This is a genomic window from Frankia sp. Cppng1_Ct_nod, assembly GCF_920656135.1.
GTDB lineage: Bacteria > Actinomycetota > Actinomycetes > Frankiales > Frankiaceae > Protofrankia > Protofrankia meridionalis.
This window is the reverse complement of sequence record NZ_CAKKTK010000024.1, coordinates 30954-56838: the sequence shown is the minus strand read 5'-3', so window position 1 is coordinate 56838 and position 25885 is coordinate 30954. Positions and strand designations below refer to the sequence as shown.

The 25885-nt window shown below is 70.3% G+C and carries 22 protein-coding genes and 1 riboswitch; of the genes, 12 read left to right on the top strand and 10 right to left on the bottom strand.

Annotation, left to right across the window (positions count from 1 at the left end; all coding sequences use genetic code 11):
• Window positions 1-350: 350 nt before the first annotated feature.
• The 3 genes from NBW77_RS09645 to NBW77_RS09635 all read right to left on the bottom strand — a co-directional run bounded on the left by NBW77_RS09645 (window position 351) and on the right by NBW77_RS09635 (window position 3527).
• On the bottom strand, window positions 351-944 hold the full coding sequence (locus NBW77_RS09645; RefSeq protein WP_250279598.1) for a histidine phosphatase family protein: 594 nt from the start codon (window positions 942-944) through the stop codon (window positions 351-353).
• Between the two features lie 13 nt (window positions 945-957).
• Window positions 958-2535, bottom strand: coding sequence for an AMP-binding protein (locus NBW77_RS09640; protein ID WP_131746993.1), 1578 nt, complete (start codon window positions 2533-2535; stop codon window positions 958-960).
• A gap of 167 nt (window positions 2536-2702) precedes the next feature.
• On the bottom strand, window positions 2703-3527 hold the full coding sequence (locus NBW77_RS09635; RefSeq protein WP_131746992.1) for a ThuA domain-containing protein: 825 nt from the start codon (window positions 3525-3527) through the stop codon (window positions 2703-2705).
• A gap of 217 nt (window positions 3528-3744) precedes the next feature.
• On the opposite strand from NBW77_RS09635, the gene NBW77_RS09630 reads away from it, so the two are divergent.
• The 6 genes from NBW77_RS09630 to NBW77_RS09605 are packed head-to-tail and all read left to right on the top strand — an operon-like array spanning window position 3745 to window position 10185.
• Window positions 3745-4785, top strand: coding sequence for a thiamine pyrophosphate-dependent dehydrogenase E1 component subunit alpha (locus tag NBW77_RS09630; RefSeq protein ID WP_207387045.1), 1041 nt, complete (start codon window positions 3745-3747; stop codon window positions 4783-4785).
• A 40-nt stretch (window positions 4786-4825) separates the two neighbouring features.
• Window positions 4826-5809: an alpha-ketoacid dehydrogenase subunit beta gene (locus NBW77_RS09625; protein WP_131746991.1), complete on the top strand. Its 984-nt coding sequence runs from the start codon at window positions 4826-4828 to the stop codon at window positions 5807-5809.
• A 2-nt stretch (window positions 5810-5811) separates the two neighbouring features.
• Window positions 5812-7251 carry a dihydrolipoamide acetyltransferase family protein gene (locus NBW77_RS09620; protein ID WP_250279597.1) on the top strand — a complete coding sequence of 480 codons (1440 nt, stop codon included), beginning with the start codon at window positions 5812-5814 and terminating at the stop codon, window positions 7249-7251.
• Window positions 7252-7291: 40 nt separating this feature from the next.
• Window positions 7292-7723 (top strand): Zn-ribbon domain-containing OB-fold protein, encoded by a 432-nt coding sequence (locus tag NBW77_RS09615; protein WP_250279596.1) that lies wholly within the window; start codon window positions 7292-7294, stop codon window positions 7721-7723.
• Entirely contained in the window at window positions 7720-8874 is a 1155-nt protein-coding gene (locus tag NBW77_RS09610) for a thiolase family protein (protein ID WP_131746990.1), read from the top strand. Before NBW77_RS09615 ends, NBW77_RS09610 begins: the two co-directional genes overlap by 4 nt.
• 42 nt (window positions 8875-8916) lie before the next feature.
• Window positions 8917-10185, top strand: a complete 1269-nt coding sequence (locus NBW77_RS09605) for an acyl-CoA dehydrogenase family protein (RefSeq protein WP_131746989.1) — start codon at window positions 8917-8919, stop codon at window positions 10183-10185.
• Window positions 10186-10238: 53 nt separating this feature from the next.
• Here NBW77_RS09605 and NBW77_RS09600 read toward each other — a convergent pair whose 3' ends face one another.
• Together NBW77_RS09600 and NBW77_RS09595 are read right to left on the bottom strand one after the other, a co-directional pair.
• A complete protein-coding gene (locus NBW77_RS09600; RefSeq protein ID WP_250279595.1) occupies window positions 10239-10670 on the bottom strand; it encodes a nuclear transport factor 2 family protein in 432 nt (143 codons plus the stop codon).
• Window positions 10671-10736: 66 nt separating this feature from the next.
• Complete coding sequence (locus tag NBW77_RS09595) at window positions 10737-11117, bottom strand: hypothetical protein (protein ID WP_165486107.1); 381 nt, start codon at window positions 11115-11117, stop codon at window positions 10737-10739.
• A gap of 394 nt (window positions 11118-11511) precedes the next feature.
• Between NBW77_RS09595 and NBW77_RS09590 the strand changes: the two genes are divergently transcribed.
• Window positions 11512-11988 carry a hypothetical protein gene (locus NBW77_RS09590; protein ID WP_131746987.1) on the top strand — a complete coding sequence of 159 codons (477 nt, stop codon included), beginning with the start codon at window positions 11512-11514 and terminating at the stop codon, window positions 11986-11988.
• 80 nt (window positions 11989-12068) lie between these two features.
• On the opposite strand, the gene NBW77_RS09585 is transcribed toward NBW77_RS09590, so the two are convergent.
• From NBW77_RS09585 to NBW77_RS09575, 3 genes are read right to left on the bottom strand one after another with little or no spacing between them, the layout of a single operon-like run.
• Window positions 12069-13319 carry an acyl-CoA dehydrogenase family protein gene (locus NBW77_RS09585; protein ID WP_131746986.1) on the bottom strand — a complete coding sequence of 417 codons (1251 nt, stop codon included), beginning with the start codon at window positions 13317-13319 and terminating at the stop codon, window positions 12069-12071.
• Complete coding sequence (locus tag NBW77_RS09580) at window positions 13316-15880, bottom strand: putative PEP-binding protein (RefSeq protein ID WP_250279594.1); 2565 nt, start codon at window positions 15878-15880, stop codon at window positions 13316-13318. The genes NBW77_RS09585 and NBW77_RS09580 overlap by 4 nt, the downstream gene beginning before the upstream one ends.
• Window positions 15877-16509: a hypothetical protein gene (locus NBW77_RS09575; RefSeq protein ID WP_131746985.1), complete on the bottom strand. Its 633-nt coding sequence runs from the start codon at window positions 16507-16509 to the stop codon at window positions 15877-15879. The genes NBW77_RS09580 and NBW77_RS09575 overlap by 4 nt, the downstream gene beginning before the upstream one ends.
• 506 nt (window positions 16510-17015) lie before the next feature.
• Here NBW77_RS09575 and NBW77_RS09570 point away from each other — a divergent pair.
• Window positions 17016-18257 carry an aromatic ring-hydroxylating oxygenase subunit alpha gene (locus NBW77_RS09570; protein WP_207387042.1) on the top strand — a complete coding sequence of 414 codons (1242 nt, stop codon included), beginning with the start codon at window positions 17016-17018 and terminating at the stop codon, window positions 18255-18257.
• Window positions 18258-18321: 64 nt separating this feature from the next.
• Entirely contained in the window at window positions 18322-19101 is a 780-nt protein-coding gene (locus NBW77_RS09565) for an SDR family NAD(P)-dependent oxidoreductase (RefSeq protein WP_131746984.1), read from the top strand.
• Window positions 19102-19276: 175 nt separating this feature from the next.
• Here NBW77_RS09565 and NBW77_RS09560 read toward each other — a convergent pair whose 3' ends face one another.
• On the bottom strand, window positions 19277-20266 hold the full coding sequence (locus NBW77_RS09560; protein WP_131746983.1) for a PDR/VanB family oxidoreductase: 990 nt from the start codon (window positions 20264-20266) through the stop codon (window positions 19277-19279).
• 295 nt (window positions 20267-20561) lie between these two features.
• Here NBW77_RS09560 and NBW77_RS09555 point away from each other — a divergent pair, with 295 nt between their 5' ends.
• Complete coding sequence (locus tag NBW77_RS09555) at window positions 20562-22196, top strand: CocE/NonD family hydrolase (RefSeq protein WP_131746982.1); 1635 nt, start codon at window positions 20562-20564, stop codon at window positions 22194-22196.
• A gap of 194 nt (window positions 22197-22390) precedes the next feature.
• Window positions 22391-22843, top strand: coding sequence for a hypothetical protein (locus tag NBW77_RS09550; protein WP_131746981.1), 453 nt, complete (start codon window positions 22391-22393; stop codon window positions 22841-22843).
• Between the two features lie 48 nt (window positions 22844-22891).
• Here NBW77_RS09550 and NBW77_RS09545 read toward each other — a convergent pair whose 3' ends face one another.
• Window positions 22892-24505, bottom strand: coding sequence for an alkaline phosphatase family protein (locus tag NBW77_RS09545; protein ID WP_165486106.1), 1614 nt, complete (start codon window positions 24503-24505; stop codon window positions 22892-22894).
• A 355-nt stretch (window positions 24506-24860) separates the two neighbouring features.
• A riboswitch (cyclic di-AMP (ydaO/yuaA leader) is annotated at window positions 24861-25022 on the top strand.
• Between the two features lie 110 nt (window positions 25023-25132).
• Here NBW77_RS09545 and NBW77_RS09540 point away from each other — a divergent pair.
• Window positions 25133-25762, top strand: a complete 630-nt coding sequence (locus NBW77_RS09540) for a C40 family peptidase (protein ID WP_242605866.1) — start codon at window positions 25133-25135, stop codon at window positions 25760-25762.
• Window positions 25763-25885: the final 123 nt, after the last annotated feature.

Genomic DNA, 25885 nt, shown 5'->3' with positions numbered 1-25885 from the left:
GTGTTTCAGTCAGGGATTTCTGGAGCGGGATCAGGTAGGTGGTGTCGGTGTTCCACAGCCGCGGGTGGATCCCGGCCTCGTGGAACACGCGGTCGATCGTGGTGACGAGATCCAGCATGGTCTCCGGCGGGTCGGACGCGCCGCGTTGATAGAGCTTGATGCCGGCGACATCGCAGTAGTTGTATCCGCCCCAAGATTACTGATATTGAAAACGCCGCTTGCTACCGGGAGTCCGACGGAGTCAACTGCTACGTCACCTACGGCTGACGGCTTGGTCGGAGAGTCGGGAGGATCCCCCTCCCGACTCTCACCGTGCTGTCAGCGGTGCCCGTGCCGCTACCTGTGGACCGTCAGGGGCGGCTGCCGAGGAGGTGGCCGGTCTCGTTGGCGGAGTGGACGACGACCCGGCCCGATCGCAGTTTCTCCACCCGGGAAACCGAGGTGTACCCCGGGTTGAACCAGAACAGATCAGGGGTGCCGATCACCCCGGCCAAGATGGCGTTGATGATCCCGCCGTGGCTGACGGCCACGACCCGTCCGGACGGCCAGATCTCGAAGATCTGCTCCAGGCAGTCGCGGGCTCGGGTGATGAAGGCGGGCTGGTCGAGGTCGGGCACGAAGTCGCCGTAGCGGCCTTCCGCCACGGCGCTGGCCCGAGGGTCGTCGGCGGCCATCTGCTCGATCGGCGTGTAGACCTCGTTGGGTTCCCGGGGTTCCCACTCGCGCAGGTCGGCGATCTCGGTCGGGACGAAGCCGAGCTCGGCGGCGAGCACAGCCGCGGTCTGGCGGGCCCGCCGCAGCGGGCTGGTCGCCAGGGCGTCCACCCGCTCGGCGGCGAGCCAGGCAGTCAGCCGTTTCGCCTGGATGGTTCCCTCCTCGGCCAGCTCCGGGTCGGCAACGCCGGCGACCGGCAGGCCGTGCCGGACGAACAGCACCTCAGTCATGGGTTCCCTTTTCTCATCCGGAGATGGTGCGTTCGGTGTCCCAGTAGGGCCGCCGCAGCGCCTTCTTGTCGATCTTTCCCATGGCGTTACGGGGAAGCTCTGCAACGATTTCATATGATTTGGGACATTTATACGCGGCGAGCGAGGTCCGGCAGAAGCGGTCGAGCTCGTCGGGGGCGGGGGCTTCGCCACCGGGGACGACGAGTGCCCGCAACGCCTCGCCCATGTCCGGGTCGGGCACACCGATCACGGCCACATCGGCGATCTTGGGGTGGTGCGCGAGGATGCGCTCGCTTTCGGCGGGGTAGAGGTTCACCCCGCCGGAGACGACCATGTCGGCGATCCTGTCGGTGATGTGGACGTAGCCGTCCACATCGACGTAGCCGACGTCGCCCAGGGTGAACACATCGGGCGCCAGGTAGGCGGCGGCGGTTTTGGCCGGGTCGTCGTGGTAGCGGATGCCCCGGTCGGCCGGGGCGCGAAAGCCCAGTACGCCGACCTCTCCGGCGGGCAGCGCCGCGTTGTCGGCGCTGAGAACGACCACCTCGAACGGGGGCACGCAGCGACCGACCGACGCGGGTCGGGCCAGCCACTCCTCGCTGGTGATCCGGCAGAGCGTGCCCACCTCGCTGCCACCGTAGGACTCCACCAGCACCGGCCCGAACCAGGCGATCATCGCTCGTTTGACGTCGGGTGGGCAGGCCGACCCGGTGTGGGGGAGGGTGCGCAGGCTCGTCACGTCGTAACGGGCGCGCACGTCCGCGGGCAGGGCGAGCAGGCGGGAGAAGTGCGTCGGGACCATCACCGAGGACGTCACCCGGTACGTGTCGACGAGCCCCAGCACGCGCTCCGCGTCGAACCGGCGCAGGACGACCACCGGCTGCCCGGACAGCAGATGACGCAGGCAGGTGAGCGGACCGTTGTGCTGCAGCGGCCCGACCACCAGGTGCGGGCCGGCGGGAAAGCCCGAACGGGCGGCCAGCGCGGCGGCGTACGCCACCGCGGTCGCGGGTGTCGGCGCGGTCCAGCGCACCTCGGTACCGCGCGGCCGGCCGGTCGTCCCGGAGGTGTACACCAGCGGCGGCCGGGCGGGCCGGGCGGCCAGGTCTGGTAGCGGGCGGTCACTGCCCGTCCAGTCCGCCCACGGGATCACGTCGGGGGCGTCCGTGCGGCCCGGGGCACGGTCCGTGCCGTCGTGGCCGTCGTGGCCGTCGTGGACGACGACGGCGCGTAGTCGTGCGGGTCCAGCGGCGGCCGTCACCGCGTCGACGCTGTCGGGCCCGGTGACGGCGGCCACCGCACCGGCATCGACGAGCAGATCAGCCAGTTCACCGGCGGTGAGCTGGCGGGACACCGCGACGGTGCCGACCCCGGCGAGGATGCCTGCCGCGTGCGCGACAAGTGTGGGGATGACGTTCTCGCCGGTGACCGCGACCCGCTCACCGTCACCGGATGCGACACCCAGCATCTCGGCGGCGACGGCACGGACCTGTTCAGCAAGCTCCGCCCAGGTGAGCCGGCCGAAGTCGTCGACGAGGGCGACGCCATCTGGATCCCGCTGTGCCCGGTCACCGATCCCAGCCAGCTCCAACGGACCTCACCGCCCCGCTTCCCGTGTCTGCTGGTTGCGTGTCTGCCGGTCGTGTCGACTGTAGACACCTAACTGTAGGATGAGTCAAGAAACGGCGTCGATTCCCGATCCGGCACCGGCGGCTATCCGTCCGATGCCGGTCATGCCGGTCATGCCGGTCATGCCGGTCATGCCGGGTCGATCCGGACGGGATGCTCGGACGCCCACCGGTGTGCTCCGGGCGAGGCGACCCAGGCCAGCGCGTTCCCGACCAGCCGGCGGTAGTTCTCCAGCGCGAACGTGCGCGCGGAGTCGCCGGGCAGCAGATAGACCAGCGGGCTGCGCCCGGCGGCCTTCGCCCAGCCGACGAGATCGCTGGCGGGCGGGTGGCCCGAGCAGTCCGGCGCCTGCGCCTCGCCGTGGCGGACGTGTTCGTAGGACGACACGAAGCGGCTCGGGTCCAAGCCGGCGTCAGTGCGAAGAAGCGGGACGACGTCGCCTTCGAACACCGGGCAGCAGTAGAGCTCATCGTTGACGGTGAAGTCGCCGACGCCGTCGCATACCGGGTGGGTCGGGGCGGTCACCTGGATGCGGTAGTCGCCGACCCAGGTGCCCGACGACGGCCACCGCCGGCCGCGCAGCCGTCCGGGCGCGTAGTGGAAGCGGCCGCCGAGCGCCTCGGCCCAGCCCTCCCAGTCCGGCCAGCCGGCCAGCGAGTGGTGGGTGACGACAAGCCCCTGGCCCCGGTCGAGGAGATCGACGATCCCCTGGGCGACCTGTGGTGTGGGGCCGTGGGGTACGGGCGGCTCGCCCCGACGCAGGTGCAGTCCTGGGATGTCGTGGCAGAGCAGTGCATCGAAGCGGCCCGCGTGCTCGGGGCGCAGCCATGCCTGGGCCGACGGCTGGGTCGCGTGCACCCACAGCCATCCTCGGGCGGCGCAGATGTCGGTGACCATCCCGAGGAAGGCATCGAGGTCGACACGGTGACCGCCGGTGAGAACCAGTACCTGCAACGGTTCGTCTCCCTCCGCCGGCCCGCCTCGCCCGGCCCAACGCGGCCCAGGGTCGAGATGCGGCTACTTACTGGAGTCGTCAACAGCTAACCTTGGCTGTGAGTCTGGCGTCCGACGTGTTCGCTTACTAGAGTCACTTTCGACAAACTCCGGGAATGTTGGATGCCGCCGTGGCCTGCCGCGCGCAGCTCCCGGCCCGAGGGAGAAGGGCAGCATCATGACGCGAGCCGCCACGGCCGACCAGAGCTCCCGGCCGACCCAGCCTGCCGTCGACCCGGCGGGCACCACGGAGATCCCTGAAGCCTCGGTGCTTCTGGACCTGCACCGGCGCATGGTGCGCATCCGGGTGTTCGAGACCGAGGCCGGTCGACTCATGGAGTCCGGCCTGCTGCCGGGCTTCCTGCACCTCTACGTCGGGCAGGAGGCGGTCGCCGCCGGCGCGATCAGCACGCTGCGCGACTCCGACCAGATCACCTCCACGCACCGCGGTCATGGCCATGCCGTCGCCAAGGGTGCGGACTTCCGCCAGATGTTCGCCGAGCTGTACGGCCGCGTTGACGGGTACTGCCATGGCCGCGGCGGCAGTATGCACATCAACGACCTGTCGATCGGCATGCTCGGTGCCAACGGCATCGTCGGTGCAGGTATCCCGATCGCGGTCGGAGCGGCGTTCGCGGGCGCCTACCGGTCCGACGGGAGTGTCGCGATGGCCTTCTTCGGCGACGGCGCCTCGAACATCGGCAGTTTCCACGAGGCGGCCAACCTCGCCGCCGTCCTGCACCTGCCCGTCGTGTTCGTCTGCGAGAACAACGGCTATGCCGAGTTCACCCCGCAGGCCAGGCACATGCTGCTCACCGACGTCGCGGACCGGGCTGCCGCGTACGGCATGCCGAGCGAGATCTGTGACGGCATGGACGCCGTGGCCGTCCGCGCGGCCACCCTGCGTGCGGTCGACCGGGCCCGGGCCGGTGGCGGTCCGACCATGGTCGAGGCCAAGACCTACCGTTACTACGATCATCAGGGCGTCAAGGGCCTGCGCATCGCGTACCGCACCCAGGAGGAGATCGACGCCTGGAAGGAACGCGACGCGATCAAGCTGCTGGAGAGTCGGGCGACGGCCGCGGGCGCCGTCCCGCCCGAGCAGTTCGCGGCGATCTGGGAGCAGACCAGGGCCGAGACCGCGGCGGCGGTCGCCTTTGCCGAGGCGAGCCCGGAGCCGGACCCGGCGGACATCGCCCGTGGCGTCTACAGCGAATGAGCCCGGTACAGCGACGAGCGGCCGAAGGAGCTCCCAGTCGATGACCCGCACCCTGACCTATGTCAAGGCGTTCAACGAGGGCCTCGCGCAGGTTATGCGCGACGACGACGACGTGTTCGTGGCCGGTGAGGACGTGGCCGGCTACGGCGGGGTCTTCCACATGTTCGACGGGCTGCTGTCGGAGTTCGGGCCGCGCCGCGTCGTGGACACACCCATCTCCGAGGCGGCGATCATCGGGCTCGGCGTAGGCGCCGCCGCCCGCGGCCTGCGGCCGGTGTGCGACCTGATGTTCATGGACTTCCTGGGCGTCTGCATGGACCAGGTGGTCAACCAGGCCGCCAAGATGAAGTTCATGTACGGCGGGTCCGTCAAGGTCCCGCTCACCATCACCACGGCGGCGGGAGCGGGGCTCGGCGCGGCCGCGCAGCACTCCCAGAGCCTGGAGGCATGGCTCGCGCACACGCCGGGACTCAAGGTCGTCATGCCCGCCACCCCGGCGGACGCCAAAGGAATGATCATATCGGCGGTACGGGACGACAACCCTGTCATCGTGATGCTCAACAAGGTCCTGCTCGGGAGCAAGGGCGAGGTTCCCGAGGAGCTCTACGAGACCCCGATCGGGAAGGCCGCGACGCTGCGCACCGGCGACGACGTCACGGTGGTAGCCCTGGGGCGGATGACCGTCGAGGCGCTGGCCGCCGCCGAGGAACTCGCCGCCGACGGTGTCTCGGTCGAGGTCATCGACCCGCGGTCGGTCCAGCCGTTGGACACTGACACGATCGTGGCGTCGGTCGGGCGCACGAACCGGGTGCTCGTGGTACACGAAGCGGTCCGGTTCGGTGGGATTGGTGCCGAAATAGCGGCGCAGGTCCAGGAAGCCGCCTTCGACTATCTGGACGCGCCCGTGCTGCGCCTCGGCGCGCCGTTCACGCCGGTGCCGTTCAGCCCCGTCCTGGAGCGGGCCTACATACCCGACCGCACCCGCATCGCCGACGGCTGCCGCCGGCTGCTTGAGCGGAGGTAACAGTGGCCGTCGAGGTGCTGCTGCCCAAGCTCGGGCTGACGATGCAGGAAGGCACGATCACCGAATGGGTCGCACCGGCCGGTGGCCCGGTGCGACCCGGCGATGTGATCATGAGGCTTGCCACCGACAAGGTGGACACCGACGTCGAGGCCGAGGCCGAGGGACTGTTCCACCCGCTCGTACCGGCCGGAACCACGTTGCCCCCGGGCGCACTCATCGGCTGGCTGCTCGCCGCGGGCGAGGCCCCGCCCGGTGATGCGCCGGCCGCTCCCACCCGGGCCGGCCGGCTGTTCGTATCCCCGAACGCCCGCCGCGTCGCCCGGGAACTCGGCGTCGACCTCGCGACCGTCCCCGGCACCGGACCGGGCGGCCGGATCGTGTCCGAGGACGTGGAGGCCGCCGTCTCCGCACATGTCACGGATGTCCCCGTTCCTGCCGTTCCCGTCGGACCTGCCGTTCCCGTCGGACCCGCCGTCGTGGACGGCGACCAGCGGACGGGATATGTCTCGCCGCTGGTGCGGCGGCACGCCGAGACGGTCGGGGTGGACCTTGAGACCGTGGTCGGTACCGGCCCCGGGGGCCGCATCCGCCGGATGGACGTGGACCGGGCCGCGTCGGGTGTCCCGCTGTACACGCCACGGCCCCAGCCACTGCCGGGGGCGACCGCGTCAGGGGCGACCGCGCCGGGGGAGACGGTGTCGGGGGCGACCGCGCGGCTGGACGCACAGCCACCTGCCGGACCCCGTCCGGGTCAGGTCGTGGCGCTGACCGGGATGCGTGGCGCAATCGCCCGCAGTATGCACGCGAGCCTGCAGGAGATGGCCCAGCTCACCCATGGCTACGAGGCCGACGTCACGGATCTGGTGGCCCTACGTGCCCAGCTGAAACGGGAGTGGGGCATCACCGGGGAGCTCCGGGTTCCCTCGTTCAACGACTTCGTCGTGCGCGCCGCGGCGCTCGCGCTGCTCGACCACCCGCTACTCAACGCCACCGTCCGCGACGGCGGTGTCCACCTGCTCCCCGACATCCATGTCGGGGTGGCGGTGGCGGTGGCGAACGGTCTGCTCGTGCCGGTGGTACGCGACGCGGCCACCCGGGGCCTGCTCGACATCGCCGCGCGGACGCGACAGCTCGCCCTGGCGGCCCGGGCCGGGCGGCTCACCCTGCCCGACCTCGAAGGCGCGACCTTCGTCGTCACCTCCCTCGGCGGGTACGGGGTGGACTTCTTCACCCCGGTCATCAACCCGCCGAACGTGGCGATCCTTGGCGTCGGCCGGGTCCGTGACGGTGTCCGCTGGGAGGGGGAGACGCCACGGCGCACGTCGGTGGTGACGTTGAGCCTCACCTTCGACCACCGTGCCGTCGACGGGGCGCCCGCCGCCGAGTACCTGCGCTCGGTCACCGCGCTGCTCGCCCATCCGCTGCGACTCCTCGCCGCATGACATTTTCATCACCGGATGTGAGGTTGTGATGGCGTCTGCGGTGACACCACACGTTGCCCTCGACCCGGCGCTGTTCGCGTCGCTGGACCCGCCGCGCCTCGCCGGTGGCAGGTGCGGGCGGTGCGACACGACGGTCTTCCCCGTCGCGCGGTCCTGCCCGCGCTGCTCATCGGGGGAGATGGCCACGGTCGCACTCCCCGGGCATGGCACGGTCTGGACATCGACCGTGCAGGGTTTCGAGCCGAAACCGCCGTACGCCGCCCCACCCGGCGGGTTTCGGCCATACGCGGTCGGCTACGTCGATCTCGGCTCGCTGCTCGTCGAATCCCTGCTGGTCGGGGAGCCGGCCGCGCTCGACATCGGGCTCCCCGTGCGGCTCACCCTCATCCCGGCCGGCTCCACCGGCGAGGTCACGTACGCCTTCGAGCCGGTGGGGGAATTCGAGCCGGTGGGGGAAGGGGAAGGAACATGACCGACCGGGACACGGTCCACATAGTCGGGGTCGGCATTCATCCCTTCGGCCGGCACGAGGGCGTCACCGGGATGGACATGGCCGAGCACGCGGCGCGGGCCGCGCTCGCCGACGCGGGCCTCACCTGGGGCGACGTCGACCTTGCGGTCGGGGGCAGCAACGTCTCCGGCAAGCCCGACACCCTCGTCTCCCGTCTCGGGCTCACCGGCCTGCCGTTTGTGACGGTCCGCAATGGGTGTGCCACCGGTGGTGTGGCGCTGGCGACCGCGGCGAACGCGCTGCGGGCCGGGGAAGCCGCCGTGGCCGCCGTCATCGGCTTCGACAAGCATCCGCGGGGAGCCTTCAGTTCCGACCCGGCCAGCTACGGGCTGGGGGATTGGTACGGCCGCACCGGCCTCATGGTCACCACCCAGTACTTCGCCATGAAGACCCGCCGTTACCAGCATGAACATGCCATCTCCGACCGGTCGCTGGCGCGGGTGGCAACTCGTGCGCTGCGCAACGGCGAGGCCAGCCCCACCGCCTGGCGGCGCACACCGCTCACCGAGGACGAGGTGCTCGCCGCGCCGGTCGTCAACGCCCCGTTGACCCGGTCGATGTTCTGCTCACCGAGCGAAGGCGCCGTCGCGCTCATCCTCGCCCGCGGCGACCGTGCGGCCGACCTGTGCGAACGGCCGGTGCGGCTCGCGTCGGTGGCGATGCGCACCCGCCGGTTCGGCTCGTTCGAGGTGTTCTCCCCGTGGCTCGCGCCCGAGCCCTACCACAGCCCGAGCGTGGACGCGGCCACCGCGGCGTTCACCGCCGCCGGCGTCACCCCGTCCGAGGTGGCCGTCGCGCAGGTGCAAGACACCGACAGCGGGTCGGAGATCATCCACCTCGCCGAGACCGGGCTGTGCGGCCACGGCGAGCAGGAGAAGCTGCTCGCCGCCGGCGCCACCGAGCCGCACGGCAGCCTCCCGGTCAACACCGACGGCGGATGCATCGCCAACGGCGAGCCAATCGGCGCGTCCGGGCTGCGGCAGGTGCACGAGGTCGTCCGCCAGCTCCAGGGGCGGGCGCTCGGCCGGGCGGTCCCCGGCGCCCCCCGGGTTGGCTTCACCCATGTCTATGGCGCGCCCGGACTGTCCGCCTGCGCGGTCCTGACCGTCTGAGAACTTCTGCCGTCCGAGAAGTCCTGCGAAAGGGACCCACCCATGACCACTCCGGATCGCCCGGTACCGGATCTCGCGACCTGGCGTACCGAGGTACGGCAATGGCTTGCTATCACCGTCCCCACGCCTATGGTGACCGACGGCCCGCTCGACCTCGCGGTGTTCCGCAACCTCTCCGACGACGACGAGCACACGCTGCTGGAGAACGTCCGGGCCTACCGCCGGGCCCGTTACGACGCGGGCTACGGGGCGCTCACCCTGCCGGTGGAGCAGGGCGGCGCCGGTCTGCCCGCGCTGTTCGCGACCGCCTTCGCCGAGCAGGAGCGTGCCTTCGCCGTTCCGCCGTCCACCGAGCTGATCAGCGTGACGACAGGCCTGGTCGGTCCGGCAGTGGCGATGTTCGGCACCCCGGCCCAGCGGGAGGCGTTCGTCGGGCCGTTGCTGCGCACCGATCTGCTCGCCTGCCAGCTGTTCAGCGAACCGGGTGCCGGCTCCGACCTCGCGGCGCTGTCCTGCCGTGCGGTGCGGGACGCCGACACTCCCGGGGACGGGGTCGTGGACGGCGGCTGGGTCGTGGACGGGCAGAAGGTCTGGTCGTCCGGAGCGCGTTTCGCCGACTACGGGCTGCTGCTCGCCCGGACCGACCCGGACGTGCCCAAGCACGCCGGGATCACCGCGTTCCTGGTGCCGATGGACAGCCCCGGTATCGAGATCCGCCCGATCCGGCAGATGAGCGGCGGGACGTCGTTCAACGAGGTCTTCCTCACCGGCGTCCGGGTGCCGGATGCCCTGCGCGTCGGCGCGGTCGGTAACGGCTGGCGGGTCGCGAACGCCACGCTGTCCTTCGAACGCACCGCGTCCGGGTCGGTGACCCGCCGTAAGGGCGGAACCTTCGACGACGTGCTGGACCTCGCCCGCTCGCTGGGCCGGGCCGGCGACCCGCTCGTGCGCCAGCAACTCGCCGACCTCTACATCCGCACGGTGCTGCGGGCCGCCACGGCCGGGCGGGTGGCGCGGGCGGCAGCGGCCGGGGTGTCGCCGGGTCCGGCGGCGTCCGTCGGCAAGCTGGTCGCCTCCGACGTCCTGACCCGGACCGGCGAGCTTGCCGTGGATCTGCTCGGCAGCCGTGCCGCCGCGGACACGGGGGAGGGGTTCGCCTGGACCGAGCATCTGCTCGGCGCGCCGGGTTACCGGTTGGCCGGCGGGACGGACCAGATCCAGCGGAACATCATCGGAGAGCGGGTCCTGGGTCTGCCGGCGGAGCCCCGGGTCGACAAGGACGTTGCATGGTCGGCGCTGTCCCGCTCCTGACCGTATTACTTTCGTCGGGCCTGCGGCGAACCATACTCACTACTTCATGACGGTCATTCCGGACCGAGCCGTTCGGCCGTGTTGCGCACTTCCTCGGGGCGCAGGTAGACGGCCATACGGGTGACGAGGCCGGCCTCGTCGACGGTGAAGTGGTCCACCACAATGTGTCTGGCGTCCTCGGGATCGCCCGGCAGGCGTGCCGCGATCTCGATGACACATCGGTCATCCTCGGTCACCGAACTGTGGATCCACACCTTCTCGGGAGAGATCTTCCGAAGACCCGCACCGTAGAACGCCCGGATGGACTCCCTACCCCGCAGCGTCCGACCCGTCGGTGCCAGGAATTCGGCGTCCTCGGCGAAGATGTCGGCGATCTCGTCATAGCGTCGGGCGTTGATGAGCTCGATATAGCGTTCCACCGCACGGCCCGCACGGCCCGCACGGCCCGCACGGCCCGCACGGCCCGCACGCGAAGTCACGCTCATGCCTCGGCTCCAGAGTTCTTCGGTCCAGGCTGTCGGCTGACAGTCTGGACCGCGGCCCGCACGCCATCAAGTGATAGCCGTCCGGACCTCCGGGGCAAAGGCCCAGGCCGACCCGGCCACCGCGGAACCGGCGCTCCACTGCGGGTTGAACTCGTAGGCCAGGGTCGTCAACGACTGCCCGGCTGCGGCCCAGGCCGCAACCCAACCCAGCGCCTCGTGCCCGGCGTTGTCGGCTCGGGTGGTGATGTCGCGGCCCACCTCCGCCAGCCAGGAGTCGTCGGTGCCAGCCAGGCCGGTAAGAAATTCGCGATCCCAGGCGGAGGTGAATGACCGGCCCGGCACTCGCAGCTCGGCGGTCAGCCGGGCGATGCGCTCGAGCCGCACGTCTTCGGGGTAGTCGACACCGTCGTCCAGTGGGTAGAAGCCGGGGTACCGGCATCGTCGCATGCCGGTACCGACATGCCCCGGCCGGGACGCCGCCGGCATCGACCGATGTCGACCGGACAGGTTCTACCGCCGGCCACCTGCTCCGCGGAAACCTCTTCCCGGACCGTCCCCGTTCAACTCACCCCCGTCGGGTGGCGACCCCCCGCGGGTGTCACGGGAAAGCTTGAGTCCTGTGACCGGGCCGCTCGGCCACATATTTCATCCGGTTTGATGTTCCGGGCAGTGGGCGGTATCCAGATCAACGGATAAATCCTCTGTCGAGGAAAAGTGGTATGGGGGTCTCCGGGGATTTCCTGCCCCGGGTGACGGTTCCGTCATAATTCTCGGCGCCCGATCGGAATCGGAATTGGTCGTTGCGGGACCAGGTTTCCGTAAATTCTGGAGGGGTGTATTCATGAGCACGGCAGCCATAATGAGAGCGCGATGGATCGCGGGCGTGGCGGCGGTCTTCGTCTCGGCCGGGTTTTTCATGGCCGGCGCGCTGGGGGGTACCGCGCGTGCGGCCATCTCCCGGACAGGGGGAAATCCATGGGTTTTCCAGCAGACGAACCAGACCGCCGAGGGTCTGCGGATCAACGGATCTGGCGGCCCGAACGGGCAGCTCCTCATCGTTTACGACCGTCTCAACCAGCCGATTTTCTGGGTGAACAAAGATGGCGGCGCCTTCGTCGGCGGGGACAACATCTCGGTGATGGACGGATACGACATCTTCAACCCCCGGGTGCGGCTCAGCCCGCACTATCCGGATCCCGATGTGTGCGTGAGAAAGGGCCAGCTGTGGATCGGCGGTCCCCGGGGGAGGATCTACCGTTGTTCCGACCCCGACGGCGACGGTCCGCGCGGCTACAGATGGCGGGACGTGGGCGTCTGACCGCCGGGCGCCCCACGGCGGGTTCGTGAGGCGCCCGGCAGTGTGCCCGGGCCGGTGGCCTGCCGGTGCGCGGCCCGGGCCTACCAGGCGAGGAGGGTGGCGAGGCGGGCGCGGTGGTGGGCGGCGCCGCCGAGCAGGACCGCGTCGGCGCGGGCCCGTCGGAAGTACAGGTGGGCATCGTGCTCCCAGGTGAACCCGATTCCGCCGTGCAGCTGGACGGTTTCCGCACTGACCGTGCGGAAGGCGTCCGAGCACCAGGCCTGTGCCACCGCGGACGCCTCCGCGAAAGCGGGTGTGCCGGCGGCGAGGACCGCACGGTCCACCGCCGAGCGGGACATCTCCACCTGCACGAGCAGGTCCGCGCACAGGTGCTTGACGGCCTGGAACCCACCGACGGGACGGCCGAACTGCCGACGGTCCTTCACATAGGCGACGGTCATGTCCAGGCATGCCTGCGCGCCGCCGAGCTGCTCGGCCGCAAGCACCACGCCGGCGACGTCGAGGGCCGGGCCGAGTACCGCATCCGCCGTGCCGCCGCGGGTGAGCCGGGTGGTGGGCGCGCCGGTGAAGATGACCCTGGCCTGGGCTCGGGTCAGGTCGAGGGTCTCCAGGCGGCGGACGGCCACCCCCGGGTCGGCGGCATCGACCAGGAAGAGGTCGGGATCGCCGGCGTCCGCAGCGGTGCCCTTGCCCGCGGTGCCCTTGCCCGCGGTGCCCTTGCCCGCGGTGCCCTCGCCCGCCGGTCGAGCGGCGACGACGAAGGCGCGGGCCCCGGGGCCGTCGAGCACGAACGGCACGACACCGTCGAGGAGCACCGTGTCGACTCCGCGGTCGCCCGAGTCGTCGCCTGCGTCCCGCAATGTCACCTGAACGTGGTCGGGGCACCACACCCCGTCGGTATCGGTGACGGCCAGCGCGGTCACCTGCCCGGCCGCGACGTCCGCGAGCGCTGTCGCGGCCCCGGCTCCGCCCACCTCGGTCAGGACGGCGCCAGCCAGGACCTGCCCGGCGAGCACGGTCGAGGACAGGAACGGCACGGGCAGCAGGTGGACGCCCAGCTCCTCGGTGACCGCCACCAGCTCGGCCAGACCACCGGCCCCACCGGCCTGCGCGGGCAGCCCGAGGCAGGCGATGCCCACCTGACGGGCCAGCAGGTCCCACGCCCGTTCGTCGTAGCCGGGGCCGTCCGGTGCCAGGTTGCGGGCGAGGGCGGTCCCGCCGACCGTCGCGCAGATGTCGCGGATGGTCTCGCGCAGACTGCTGATCTCGTCCTGCCGGTCCCGGTCGTCGTCGGCCGTGGCGGCGGCCGGTGGATGCGTGTCGACGCTCATGACGTGCGCTCCCCGCTGCTCCGGGTGGCCTGGGTGGCCTGGGTGGCCTGGGTGGCCTGGGCGGCCGCGAGCCGGGCGACGGGTACCCGCTGCGGCGAGCACGAGACGTAGTCCAGCCCCAGGGGCTCAAGGGTGGCGATCGAGGCCGGGTCGCCGCCGTGCTCCCCGCACACCCCGATCTTGATGTCGGGACGGGTGGCTCGGGCCCGCCGGACGGCGATGGCCAGCAGCGCGCCCACCCCGTCCGGATCGAGCTCGGCGAACGGGCTGGCCGCCAGCAGTCCCCGGTCGATGTAGCGGGCCAGCAGCCGGCTTTCCACGTCGTCGCGGGAGAAGCCGTACGTGAGCTGGGTCAGGTCGTTGGTGCCGAAGGACAGGAACTCGGCGTGCGCGGCGAGCTGGTCGGCCAGCAGCGCGGCCCGTGGCGTCTCCACCATCGTGCCGACGCGGTAGGGGACGGCGACCCCGGTCCGCCGGTGGACCTGCCCGGCGACGTCCGCGACCTGCCCGGCGACCAGGGCGAGTTCGCGGGGGACCGACACGAGGGGGACCATCACCTCGAGCGCGGGCCGGATCCCTTCGGCGACGACATCGATCCAGGCGGAGAACAGGGCGTCCACCTGCGCCGGGTAGAGCCCTTCGTGCAGGAGCGCGAGGCGCACGCCGCGGACGCCGAGCATCGGGTTGGCCTCGTGCAGTGCCGCGGCGCGGGCGGCCTGCCGGGCGTCCTCGTAGTCGCCGTCGTGGGGGAGGAACTCGTGCATGGGCGCGTCCAGGAGCCGTACCGTGACCGGTCGGTCGCCGATGGCGCGCAGCAGGTCGCGGAAGTCCTCCCGTTGCGCGTCGGCCAGGGCGGCCAGCGCCCGGCGTTCGTCGTCGGCGTCCGCGGCGAGGATCACCCGGCGGACCAGCGGCAGCCGTTCGCCGAGGAACTGGTGCTCGGTGCGACACAGCCCGATGCCCTCGGCGCCGAGCCGGACGGCCGTGGCCGCGTCGCCCGCGGTGTCGGCATTGGCCCGTACCCCGAGCCGGCGGTGGTCGTCCGCCCAGCCGAGCAGGACGTCGAGCTCCGCGGACGGGGACGCCGGGCGGATCTCCACGGCCCCGACATACACATCACCGCTGCGCCCGTCGACGGAGAGCATGTCGCCTTCGCGCAGTTCCCGCCCGTCCACGGTGACGAGGCCCGCCGCCGGGTCGACCCGCAGCGCGGACGCGCCGCACACCGCGGGCTTGCCGGCGCCGCGCGCGACCACGGCGGCGTGCGAGGCGAGCCCCCCGCCCGTCGTCACGACGGCTTCGGCGGCGAGCAGGCCGGGCACGTCGGCGGGTGTCGTCTCGGTCATCACGAGCACGGTGGGCACGCCGTCCGCGGCCAGGTCGAGGGCACGCAGGCTGGACAGCGAGATCCGTCCGCTGGCCGCCCCGGGCGACGCGGCGAGCCCGTGGACGAGCAGCGGTTCGCCGCCGCGCAGCCGCAACTGGGGATGCAGCAGCGCCTGCACCTGCTCGGGCCGCACCGACCGTACCGCCGCGGCCTGGTCGAGGGTGCCCGCGCGGGTGAGGTCCACGGCCAGGCGCATGGCCGCCTGAGGGCTGGGATGCTCCAGTGGTGCGGCGCTGAGCAGGGCGAGCTCGCCGTCGCGTAGCTCGAAGCCGACCTGTGCGACGGCGCGGAAGTGGTGTTCGAGGGTGGCGAGCGCCTCCCGCAGGAGATCGGCGCCGGCGGGCATCGTGGCCAGCGGTTCGCCGGGCACGCCAGGCGCCTCGCTGCGGCGTACGCCCCGGTGGAACGCTCCGCTCGGGCTGAAAGCACCGGTTTCGGGGTCGCGGCTGGTCGCCGTGCCGTGCCCGGAACGTGCCCACGGCCCGATGAGCAGCGCCTGCAGGTGCAGGGCGATCCCGGTGTCGGCGGGCAGTGACTGGGCGGCGCGGGCGCGGCGCCCACGGGGTGAGCGCCATCGCGCCAGCAGTGCGGTGGCCGCGAGTGCGACCTGCTCGGCCGGGTCGTCGGGGTAGGGCCGGGTGCCGACCCGCTTACAGGTCTCCAGCAGCGCGTGCAGCCGCCTCGCCGGGGCCGGATTGTCGAGGACGAGGTCGTCGAGGTCGTCGGCGGGGACGTCGAGGGCACCTTCGGCGATGATGCGCACCGTCGCCGCCCAGGTGTCGTACAGCATCTCCGCACGGCCGATGGCGGCGCACAGCGCCGGGGCCGTGTCGAGTGAGAGCCCGAGCCCCGCGACCATCGGCGGCAGGCCCGCCGCGGGCACCGGGGCGCTCGCGACGAGCCGCAGCAGCATCGGACGATCGGCCTGCCCGACGTGCCTGCCTGCGAGCGCGGACAGCAGGTCGACCGCGCCACGGGCGACGGTCGCGTCGGTGAGGTCGGCGGCGTGCGATACCGCGATCGTCAGGCCCGGTACGGTCGGCAGTCCCAGTCGGACGAGGCTGTCCATCTCCATGCCGTGGACGCCGAGCTCGGTGGCGTCGAGACCACGGGCGTGGCCCTGGCCGTAGGGGACGAGGGACGCGCCGGGAGGTGGGGACGGCGGTGTGTTCACCCGGCCGTCTCCGAGACCAGCTGTTCCTCCAGGGCCTCGTCCTGCGCCCGGCTCACGCCGAGCAGGAGCAACAGTTCCTGGTGCAGGCGCATCCACACCGTGTGGTAAGAGTCGCCCAGCGGTGAGGTCAGGGCCGAGGTGTCACCGGCGTCGAACGCGTCGAGGGCGGCGGCGAGATCGTCGCGGTAGTGGGCAAGCCCGGAAACCGGGTCGGCGAGCCGGCGGATGATCCGCGCGATTGACGTGTGCACGTCGTCGAACCGGTCGCGCACGGACGCGTCGTAGGCGGCGTCGGTGTGGTCGTTGGGCGAGCCGTCCGGCCGGCACTGCCAGGCCGTGCACAGTTCTCGCAGCCTGCGGTTGACCGGCAGGAACGCATGGTAGAGGACGGTGACCCGGTCCTGCGCCGGGGAACCGGCCGGCAGTCGGGACCAGGTGCCGACGAGTTCTCGTCCACCGACGGTGGGCATCGTGACGGGCCCCTTGGCCAGCGCCAGCCCGGCGCTCACGAGACTGTCCAGCTCCGGGGCCGAACCGCGCCGCATACCCCGTACGACGAGGTCGGTCAGTGCTGCGCGAGCCGCTTCGTCGAGTGGGTGCGGGTCTGTTCCGGTCGCTAACCGCGTCATCGGTATTGCCTTTCCTCGCCAGGCCGTGGACCGCGCCCGATGCCGTGTCGTGACGGCCTGGTAGCGCCGGGCAGGCCCTGGTCCGGCCATCCACCTGTGATTCCGGTCATACTGCGTCTTTTAGGATTCCGAGTCAAGAAACAGGCGGAGGTGACCGGGGTGTGTTCACTGTGTCACCTTTACCTGTCGACCATCGTGGGCGGAGCTCCGTCGACACGGATCACTATGTCGACGGCGGCTACAGTAACTCGATCGGCCTGCACGCGCAGGTCTGGACCTGTCGTCGCCACGTGTGACCCGGATCCGCCACGGGCGCTTCATCGATGCCTCGGAGGGTCGTGACGAACGGGCCCGACCATGGGGGCGCGGCCCCGTCCCGAGGAAAGTAACTGTTGACATCCTCCAGTTAAGAGGGTGTGATACGGGTCATAGTCATCCGGACCGTCACGGAAGGGGCTTCTGGGCGTGCCCACAAAAATGATCTTTGCTTTGAAGGGGTCGGTCCGGTGACCACCGTTGACAGGACTCCACCCGTCGCGCCCACCCCCACCTACGCCTCCGCGCTGGAATACGACCGCGACGATGTTGTGGGCCGTGACGCGCACGCGGTGATGGAACGACTCGTCCGTCTCTACCAGGACAGCGGGACGGACCAGGCCGAGGAGCAGTGGCGCGAGCCGGTCCGCAACTACAGCGACCCGCAACGCTTCCGCGACGAGCTGGACGCCGTCCACCGGCGGGTCCCGCTGCCGCTCGCGATGTCCTGCGAACTTCCGGGCCCGGGTACCTACAAGGCCATCCAGGTCGCTGACACTCCGGTGCTCATCACCCGGGACGCGCACGGGGTCATCCACGCGTCGGTGAACGCCTGCCGGCACCGCGGCAACGAGCTGCTCGCCGAGGGCGTCGGCCGGGCGAAACGGATCGTCTGCTCCTACCATGCGTGGTCCTACGACCTGGCCGGCTGCCTGCTCGGCGTGGCCGGCGAGAAGACGTTCGGCCCGGTGGACCGCGACCGGACGGGGCTGGTCCGTCTGCCCGCCGAGGAACGCGCGGGCATCATCTTCGTCGGGCTCACCCCGGGCCGCCCGCTGAACCTCGACTCCTGGCTCGGTGACCTGGAGCCGCTGCTCGCCGGGCTCGGCCTTGCCAGCTGCCACCATTTCTCCACGAGGGAGCTGCCCGGCCCGAACTGGAAGGTCACCGTCGACGGCTACCTCGAGGGCTACCACTTCGCCTCGCTGCACCCCACCACGGTCTTCAAGACCAACCTGTCGAATATCGCCGCGTTCGACAGCTGGGGCCCGCACCAGCGCAACGCCTTTGCACTGCGGCCCATCGCCGAGGCGGTCACGCAGCCGCCCGAGGCCCGGGATCCCACCGCCTGCGTCGGAGCGATCTTCTGGTTGTTCCCGGGGCTGGCCATCTCCGGGGGCTGGCGGCAGCACGTGGCCGTGTCGCTGGTCCTGCCGGGCCGTACCGTCGAGGAGTCCCGAACCCAGCAGGTCATCCTGCTCCGCCACCCACCGGCCGACGACGACGAGCGCAAGACGGCCGACACAACCCGCGACTGGTTCCACGACGTCGTGCTGGACGAGGACTATGCGACCGGCTTCGGCGTCCAGCGTGGCCTCGCGGCGCTCGGCGGCACGGACTTCGTGTTCGGCCGTAACGAGCCCGGTGTCCAGCACTTCCACCGTGTCGTCAAAGGGCTCCTCGCCGAGGCCGTCACCGACGGCCCGCAGTGACCGTTCCAGATTTCCCGCCCATCAGTATTTCGACTACCCCTATTCCGACCAGGAGGTCGTACGTATGACTCTCGACGGACGTGTCGCCGTCGTCACCGGAGGCAGCCGTGGCATCGGCCGCGGTATCGCGGAGGCGCTCCTCGCCGATGGCGCGAACGTCGTGATCAACGGTCGTTCCGAGGCCAAGGGCAAGGAAGCCCTCGGCGAACTCGGTGCCGGCGACCGGGCGTTGTTCGTGGCCGGTGACATTCGGGTCCAAAGCGATGTGGAGGGGCTCGTCGACGCCGCCATCACGCGGTACGGCCGTGTCGACATCCTGGTCAACAACGCCGGTGGCAGCGACGGCTTCGCCCTCGTCCACGAACTGTCCGATGAGGCCTGGAACAACGCACTCAACTGGAACATCAACGCGGTCTTCTGGGCTACTCGGCGGGCATTACCGTCGATGCTCGAGCGTAGCTGGGGACGGATCATCAACATTTCGTCGGTCGAGGGTAAACAGGGCAACAAGGCCGCCATCAGCCACTACATCACGAACAAGCACGCACTCAACGGCTTCACCAAGGCGGTCGCATTCGAGTACGGCACCAGCGGGATCACCTCCAACGCGATCTGCCCCGGGGCGATCGAGACGGACATGATGAAGGAGCTCGGGCCGGTCGCGGCGGCCAGCGCCGGCATCACCTACGAGGACTTCCTCCAGACGTACGCGCAGGAGTCGGCCATCAAGCGGCTGAACACCGTCGAGGAGGTCTCCGCGGTGGCCCGGCTGCTCGCCAGCAACGTCGGTGGCGGTATCACCGGCGCGCTGCTCAATGTCGACGGCGGTACCGCCGCCTGGTGACAGGCGCTGCTTCCCGATGACAGGCCACGCCGGCTCAGCCCTTCGGGGCCGAGCCGGCGTCCGCATTACATTCACCGGGCCGTAGGGCTGCGTACCTTATGTCTGTATGCCGTCGCGGTGTCTGTATGCCGTCGCGCCCCGCGGCGGCGGGGTGGCTTTCCGGCAGCCGGTCCGTTCACAGATCAAGGACAAGTACCGGGGTTCGACTGCGTGACACGCAGATCATCATGAAGTCGGCTGTGGCTCGTTCGTCCTCGGTGAGCAGCGAATCGCGGTGATCGGGCTCGCCCTTGACGACGGCGGTCTCGCATGTGCCGCAGATCCCCTCCCGGCAGGAGGACAACACATCCATCCCGGCGTCCTCCAGGACCTCCAGCACCGACCGCGAGGCGGGCACGTGCACTGTCCGGCCGCTACGGGCGAGGACCACGTCGAACGCGCTCGGTGCGGCTGTACCCTCGGCACCTTCGCCCGCACCGTCATCCTCCACCGGACGCGCCCGGAAGCGTTCGACGTGCAGGCTGCCGGCCGGCCAGCCGGAGCATCGTGATTCCACCGCGCCCAGCAGTCCCTCGGGGCCGCAGCAGTAGACCGCGACACCCGGGCGGGCGGTGCCGAGTAGACCGTCCAGATCGAGCAGGCCGTGGGAGTCCTCGGGGTGGACCACAACCTTGTCCCCGTGCGGGGCGAGGCTGTCGAGAAAGGCCATGGAGCTGCGACGGCGACCGCCGTAGACCAGGCGCCACCGGGCGCCCGCGGCCTCGACGGCCCGCACCATCGGCAGGATCGGGGTGATACCGATCCCGCCAGCGAGGAACAGGTACTCCGCCGCGGTGACGAGCTCGAAGTTGTTACGCGGCGCGCTGACCAGCACCTGATCGCCGACATGAAGAGCCTCATGCACGTGCCGGGAGCCGCCGCGCCCGTCGGGCTCACGCAGCACCCCGATCTCCCAACGGCTGTGATCAGTCGGATCGCCGCACAGGGAGTACTGGCGGATCAGCTCCGGGGTGAGGAACAGGTCGATGTGCGCGCCTGGCGTCCAGGCGGGCAGTGCGGCACCGTCGGGGTGGGTGAGTACCACCCGCACCACCGCCTCGGCAGCGTGGTCCTTCGCCGCCACGACCAAGGTGAGCTGGTCGTCCCGCGGCAGGCGAACCGACATTGTGCAACCGCCTCCTGGTCGGTATCTGAAGCTCCTGTCCTCTGAAGCTCCTGTCCACCGACAGTAGGGCGGGGTATCGGGCGGGGTCAAGAAAGTACACCGTCCCAGCGCTTGTCCGTCGGTGTCACCGATATCGGTATCCCGGTGCTCCGTGCATGGATCGTGCTGTTGTTCCGGAAATTGGTTGTTCCGGAAATCGACCGACGCCACGCGAGCGTCCTCCGCGCATCCCACGCCGGACGTGGGAGATCCGCCCCCGCGTCGCTGTCGGTCCTCTTCCTGACATGATGGGAAAATGAGCCTGATCAGCCGGGTTGTCGCGGGCCGGATGCGCCTGCCCCCCGCGTACACCTCGCGGGTCGTACGCGAGCGTGACTTCGGCGTGCCGATGCGCGACGGGGTGATCCTGCTCGCCGACCGTTACACCCCGCGGTCCGCGGGTCCCCTTCCCACCGTTTTGGTCCGCTCCCCGTATGGCCGGCGGGGCATGTGGGGCCTGCTGTTCGGGCGGCTGTTCGCCGAGCGGGGTTTCACCGTGCTCCTCCAGAGCGTCCGGGGCACGTTCGGCTCGGGTGGGACGCTGTCGCCCTTCCGTGAGCACGACGACGGGGTCGACACGGTCGCCTGGATCGAGCGGCAGCCGTGGTTCTCCGGTGCGCTGGCCACCACCGGACTGAGCTATCTCGGACTCACCCAGTGGGCGTTGGCCGCTGATGCCGGTCGGGCGCTCAAGGCGGTCGCGATCCAGGCCAGCACCGCGCAGTTCCACGGCCCGACCTACCCCGGCGGCTCCTACGCCCTGGCCAACAGCCTGTCCTGGACCCATCTGATCGGCCACCAGGAGCGGCGTAACGCGCTGTTCGCAAAAATAACGGCCGCCCGGACGCTGCGCGCACTGTTCGGGCGGTTACCGCTGGGCCGGCTGGACGCCCTCACCACCGGTGGCACCGTCGACTTCTGGCAGGACTGGCTGGACCATCCCGACCGGGAGGATCCGTACTGGGAGGAGCGCTCCTACGACGGCAGTGTCGGCCGGGTGCAGGCCCCTGTCGCCATGACCGCGGGCTGGTACGACATCTTCCTGCCCTGGCAGCTGACGGACTACGCCGCACTGCGGGCCGCCGGTCAGGTCCCCCGGCTGACCATCGGCCCCTGGTCCCACACGTCGCCCGGTCTCCTGGCGCAGGGCCACCGTGACACCCTGGCCCATCTGCGCACACACCTCGTCGGCGACACCACGACGCCGCCCGGGCCACCGGTACGGATCTTCGTCACCGGGGTCGGTGAGTGGCGCGACTACCCGGACTGGCCACCGCCCGCCACGGTGACCACCCGGTGGCACCTGCAGGGCGAGGCGGCACTGTCCACGGCCGACCCCGAACCGTCGCCACCGGACCGCTACCGCTACGACCCGGCCGACCCCACACCCGCCGTCTCCGGCGCGATGCTCGCCTCCGGCCGGTCCGACCCCACCGACAACCGAGCGCTGGAAACTCGGCCCGACGTTCTGATCTACACCGGTGAGGTGCTGGCGCAGCCCGTCGAAGCGATCGGACCGGTCAGCGCCGACCTCTACGTCAGCTCCAGCCTGGAGTACACGGATTTCTTCGTCCGGCTCTGCGACGTCCACCCGGATGGCCGGTCGTTCAACGTCTGCGACGGGCTGGTGCGGGTGTGCCCCGGCATGGGCGAGCCGCAGCCGGACGGCAGCCGTCGGATCACCGTCGCGATGTGGCCAACCGCCCACCGGTTCGCCGCCGGGCACCGGCTGCGGGTGCAGGTCTCCAGCGGCGCGCATCCGCGGTTCGCCCGTAATCCCGGCACGGGTGAGTCGCTGCGTACGGCCACGACCCTGCTGCCGGCCGACCAGGCCGTCCATCACGACCCCGACCATCCGTCGGGGATCATCTTGTCGGTACTTCCCCGGTAGCGAAACTCCCCCGACAGCGAAACCGGTTGCGTCCGTCAGGCCGGTGCTCCGCTTCTGACGGTTCATCGGCGGTCGGCCATCGGGTTCCCCTGTGATGACGCCATCACCACAGTGTCCTGTCCCGAACCTCCCGGACCTGCTCGACGGACTACGTTCGGAGGAACATCCACTACGGACATCTGATGGGGGCATGCATGACCGCCAGAACCCTGCGGCGTGCCGGGGTCGTCACCGCCACCGGGGTGCTCGCTGCGCTCCTGGGCGCGAGTCCCGCCAGCGCCGCCTCCTCTTTCCCCGCCGGCGGCAGTGGCCCGGGTACCAGCAACTCCTCCCCGGCGGGGGCTGACCCGAACTCCAGCATGGGCGCCGCAACCAACGCCGCGAGCGCTGTCGCCAACGCCGCCGTCGACATCACGCGGGCTGCCGTCTCCCGCGCCGCGGACGCCATGGGCAGCTCCTCCACGGCGGGCGGCACTGGCGGCACCCTCAACCCTCCCGCCAAGACGAACGGCAACACCATCCCCGACCCCAACGCGAACGCCGACACCGCCAACACCGTTTCCAACGCTGCGCTGGACCTTTCCAGCGACGCACTCCTGCGCGCCGCGGATGCGTTGTCCCACGCCACCGGCTCCATCTCCGGTTAGTCGTGTCCCCGGTGGGTCGTAGCGGGTAGCGACGGATCGCTACCTGTGCTATCTGCCATCCCGGGTCGCCTGCGCGTGTTTGTCGAACTCGGCTGTGATGTGGCGTCCCCTGGCTCGCGGTCCGAGGTCGGCCGGTGCCAGGGGGCCGGGCAACCGTTCGTCGACGAGCCCGGCAAGGGCGAGGAGGTCCTGGTAGGAGGCGGATACCGGCGGTTCCGGTTCGGATGGGCCCGCCGGCGGGGGACCGGCGGCAGCCGCGGCAGGGACAGCCGGGACAGGAACAGGAGCCGGCACCGGTTCGCCGGTGAGCCGGCCGGACAGATCGGGCAGGTCGTCGCGGGGTTCGGTGAGCGACAGCAGGGACGTGAAGGTGGGCGCCCAGGCGTCCCGGGCGGTCAGCGGGGCCGCGCCTGGAGCGAAGACCTCACGCAACGTCGCGGGAACGCTGGCATGGTCGCGTACCGTCGCGTCGACGGTGGCGATGGGGACGAATGGTGAGATGACGAGCGCGGGTACCCGAACGCCGAGCATCGTGAAGTCGAACGACTCCGACTTGCGGCGCAGCAGATGTTGGATGAGCCAGCCCGTCACCCCCGGTCTGGGCGGGCCGCCGGGAGCCGGTACCGCGGTGGGCGGGGGAACGTGGTCGTAGAAACCCCCGTGCTCGTCATAGGTGACGAGTAGGACGGAACGCCGGAAGACGTCCGGGTTGGTCCGCAGGGCCTCGTACACCTGCGCGATCAGGGATTCACCCCGCGCGAAGTCACCCGGGCCGTTCGCGGGCAGGCGGTCGTAGTCCGCGTCGGCAACCTGGTTGTTGCCGGGATGCTGGCTGTTGCTGTGCCCGTGCGGGGCTGACACGTGGACGAATGGCGTCGCGTGCAACGGCGGTCGGTGGTTCGGCTCGATGAAGCTGTAGCTCGGCAGACTACCCGATGCGACATGCGCGGCAAATTCCGACGACCGGAACCAGTTGCCCGACCGTCCCTCCGACCACAGCTTGGGAAACGCCCACACCTGCGGAGTGTCATCGTAGTAGATACGCCAGCTTTTCCCGGCGTCCTCCAGGACCTCGAAGATGGTGCGGTTCTCGTAGAAGCGCGGCTCGATGTTGGTTGTCCCATCCGAGGTCGCCGCATGCAGGAAATTGCGGTTGGGCCACGTCTCCCCGGGCACGGACGCGAACCATCTGCTGCAGACTCCGAAGGACTGTGCCAGCGTGGCGAGTACGGGAATGTTGCCCGGCGGCTGGCAGTGCATGATCAGAGGTCCTCGACCGCTGACCGTGTTGGCGGGCTTGTCGCGCTGCAACAGATTCCACGCGGGCGCGAGCAGGCCGTCGAAGGCCGGTGCGGAAAGCCCTCTGCCCTTGCGTTCGTAGCTGTCGATGAAGCCCTGGTTGGTCGGTGTCCGGCGCCGGCCCGAGACGCCCAGTTGCAGCATGACCGCGTCATGGGAGTGGTCCGGGTCGACGGGCAGGACGTGTTTACCGGTCGGGGATGCGGCCTGTGCCGGGCCGCCGTTCCACCCGGGGTTCTCATATGGGCCGCCGCGGGTCAGGCCTTCGAAGTCGGGATCGTCGCTCGGTAGGTATCCGAGCAGATGGTCGAACGACCGGTTCTCCAGAACCAGGACGATCACATGGTCGATCTGGACGGTCATGCTGGTACCCCCGACACCGGTCCATATCATGCTACGGCTCGCTCAAGCGTCAGCATGTCACGTAGTGGCGACCCGATGGCATGAGGTATCCGCATCCGCATCCGTGATACCGGGATCCGTGATACCGGGCTCCGTGATACCGGGATCCGGGCAGACCGCATCCTGCCTCAGTCCAACCTTTGTGATCTTGATGGCGACGGCAGCGAGGACAGGATAACCGACACGTACAGTAGCCAATATGCGCCGATAATCCCGTAGAACTGGGACTTGCGGTCACAGCGTGTAGTTCGCTACCGTGGCCGAGCTCTCAGCAGCACCGGACTGCACGCCGAGTTCTGCCCACGGTCCGGTGTCCCTCTAGCAGTCGCCAGGGCAGAAGCGGGGGAACCATCTTCCGCCGGACGCCGCCGCCACGGCGACGTCCTTGGGGTGAAGTCGGCCGCGCATCCCCGCGCGCCGACCGGGCTTCCCGGCCCGAACCCGACAGCTAACCTCGCAGGCGTACGGGAAGGACCAACCTTGCCTGCATATCAGGCGTGTTCGGACTCGGCCGATACGACGCGTTCCGGACGCGGTCGTCACCGCGCGCCGACCACCAGTTACACATTTGGACGAGTGTCCGCGCGGGTGGCGGTCGCTGCCGCGGTCACCGGGACCGTTGCCCTCACCGGTCTTTCGGCCCCGGCCTGGGCCAACGACCAGGCGGCCGACACCACGGGCGACTCCAGCGGCGTCACCGCGGCGACCTGGGCAGGTGGTGGCGCACAGGCGGCGGGGGTCTCCGCGCCGGAGCCCGCCGTGGCCTCGCCTTCATCCTCGGCATCTCCGTCCTCGGCGGCGGGAAGTGGGTCCGCCACCGCCACCGCCACCGCCACCGATCCGGCCGGTTCGTCGGCGTCCGCCAGCAGCCTGGGTGCGAAGATCGTCTATCTGGCCTCCAAGCAGGCGGGCAAGCCGTACATGTGGGGCGCCCAGGGGCCGAACGCATTCGACTGTTCCGGTCTCGTCCAGTACGTCTACAAGCAGCTGGGCCGCAATATCCCACGGGTGACCGATGCCCAGTACGCGGCCGCGCAGAAGGTGTCTCAGGGCGCGAAGCAGCCCGGTGACCTCATCTTTTTCGGTTCTCCCGGAAACATCTATCACGTGGGGATCTACGCCGGGAACGACATGATATGGGCCGCTCCCCACAGCGGGACGGTCGTCAGGCTTCAGAAAATCTATTCCTCCCACTATCTTGTCGGTCGCATCGGGTGAACCGGTACGGCGCATTCTGACCTTTCCTTGATATTTGCCCGTCAGGAAAGGTGTCGCCGGAAAGGCGTACCGGTCTTGAATCCACCGAGCGTTCGAGCTGCTCAAACGACACCGTGAGTGAGA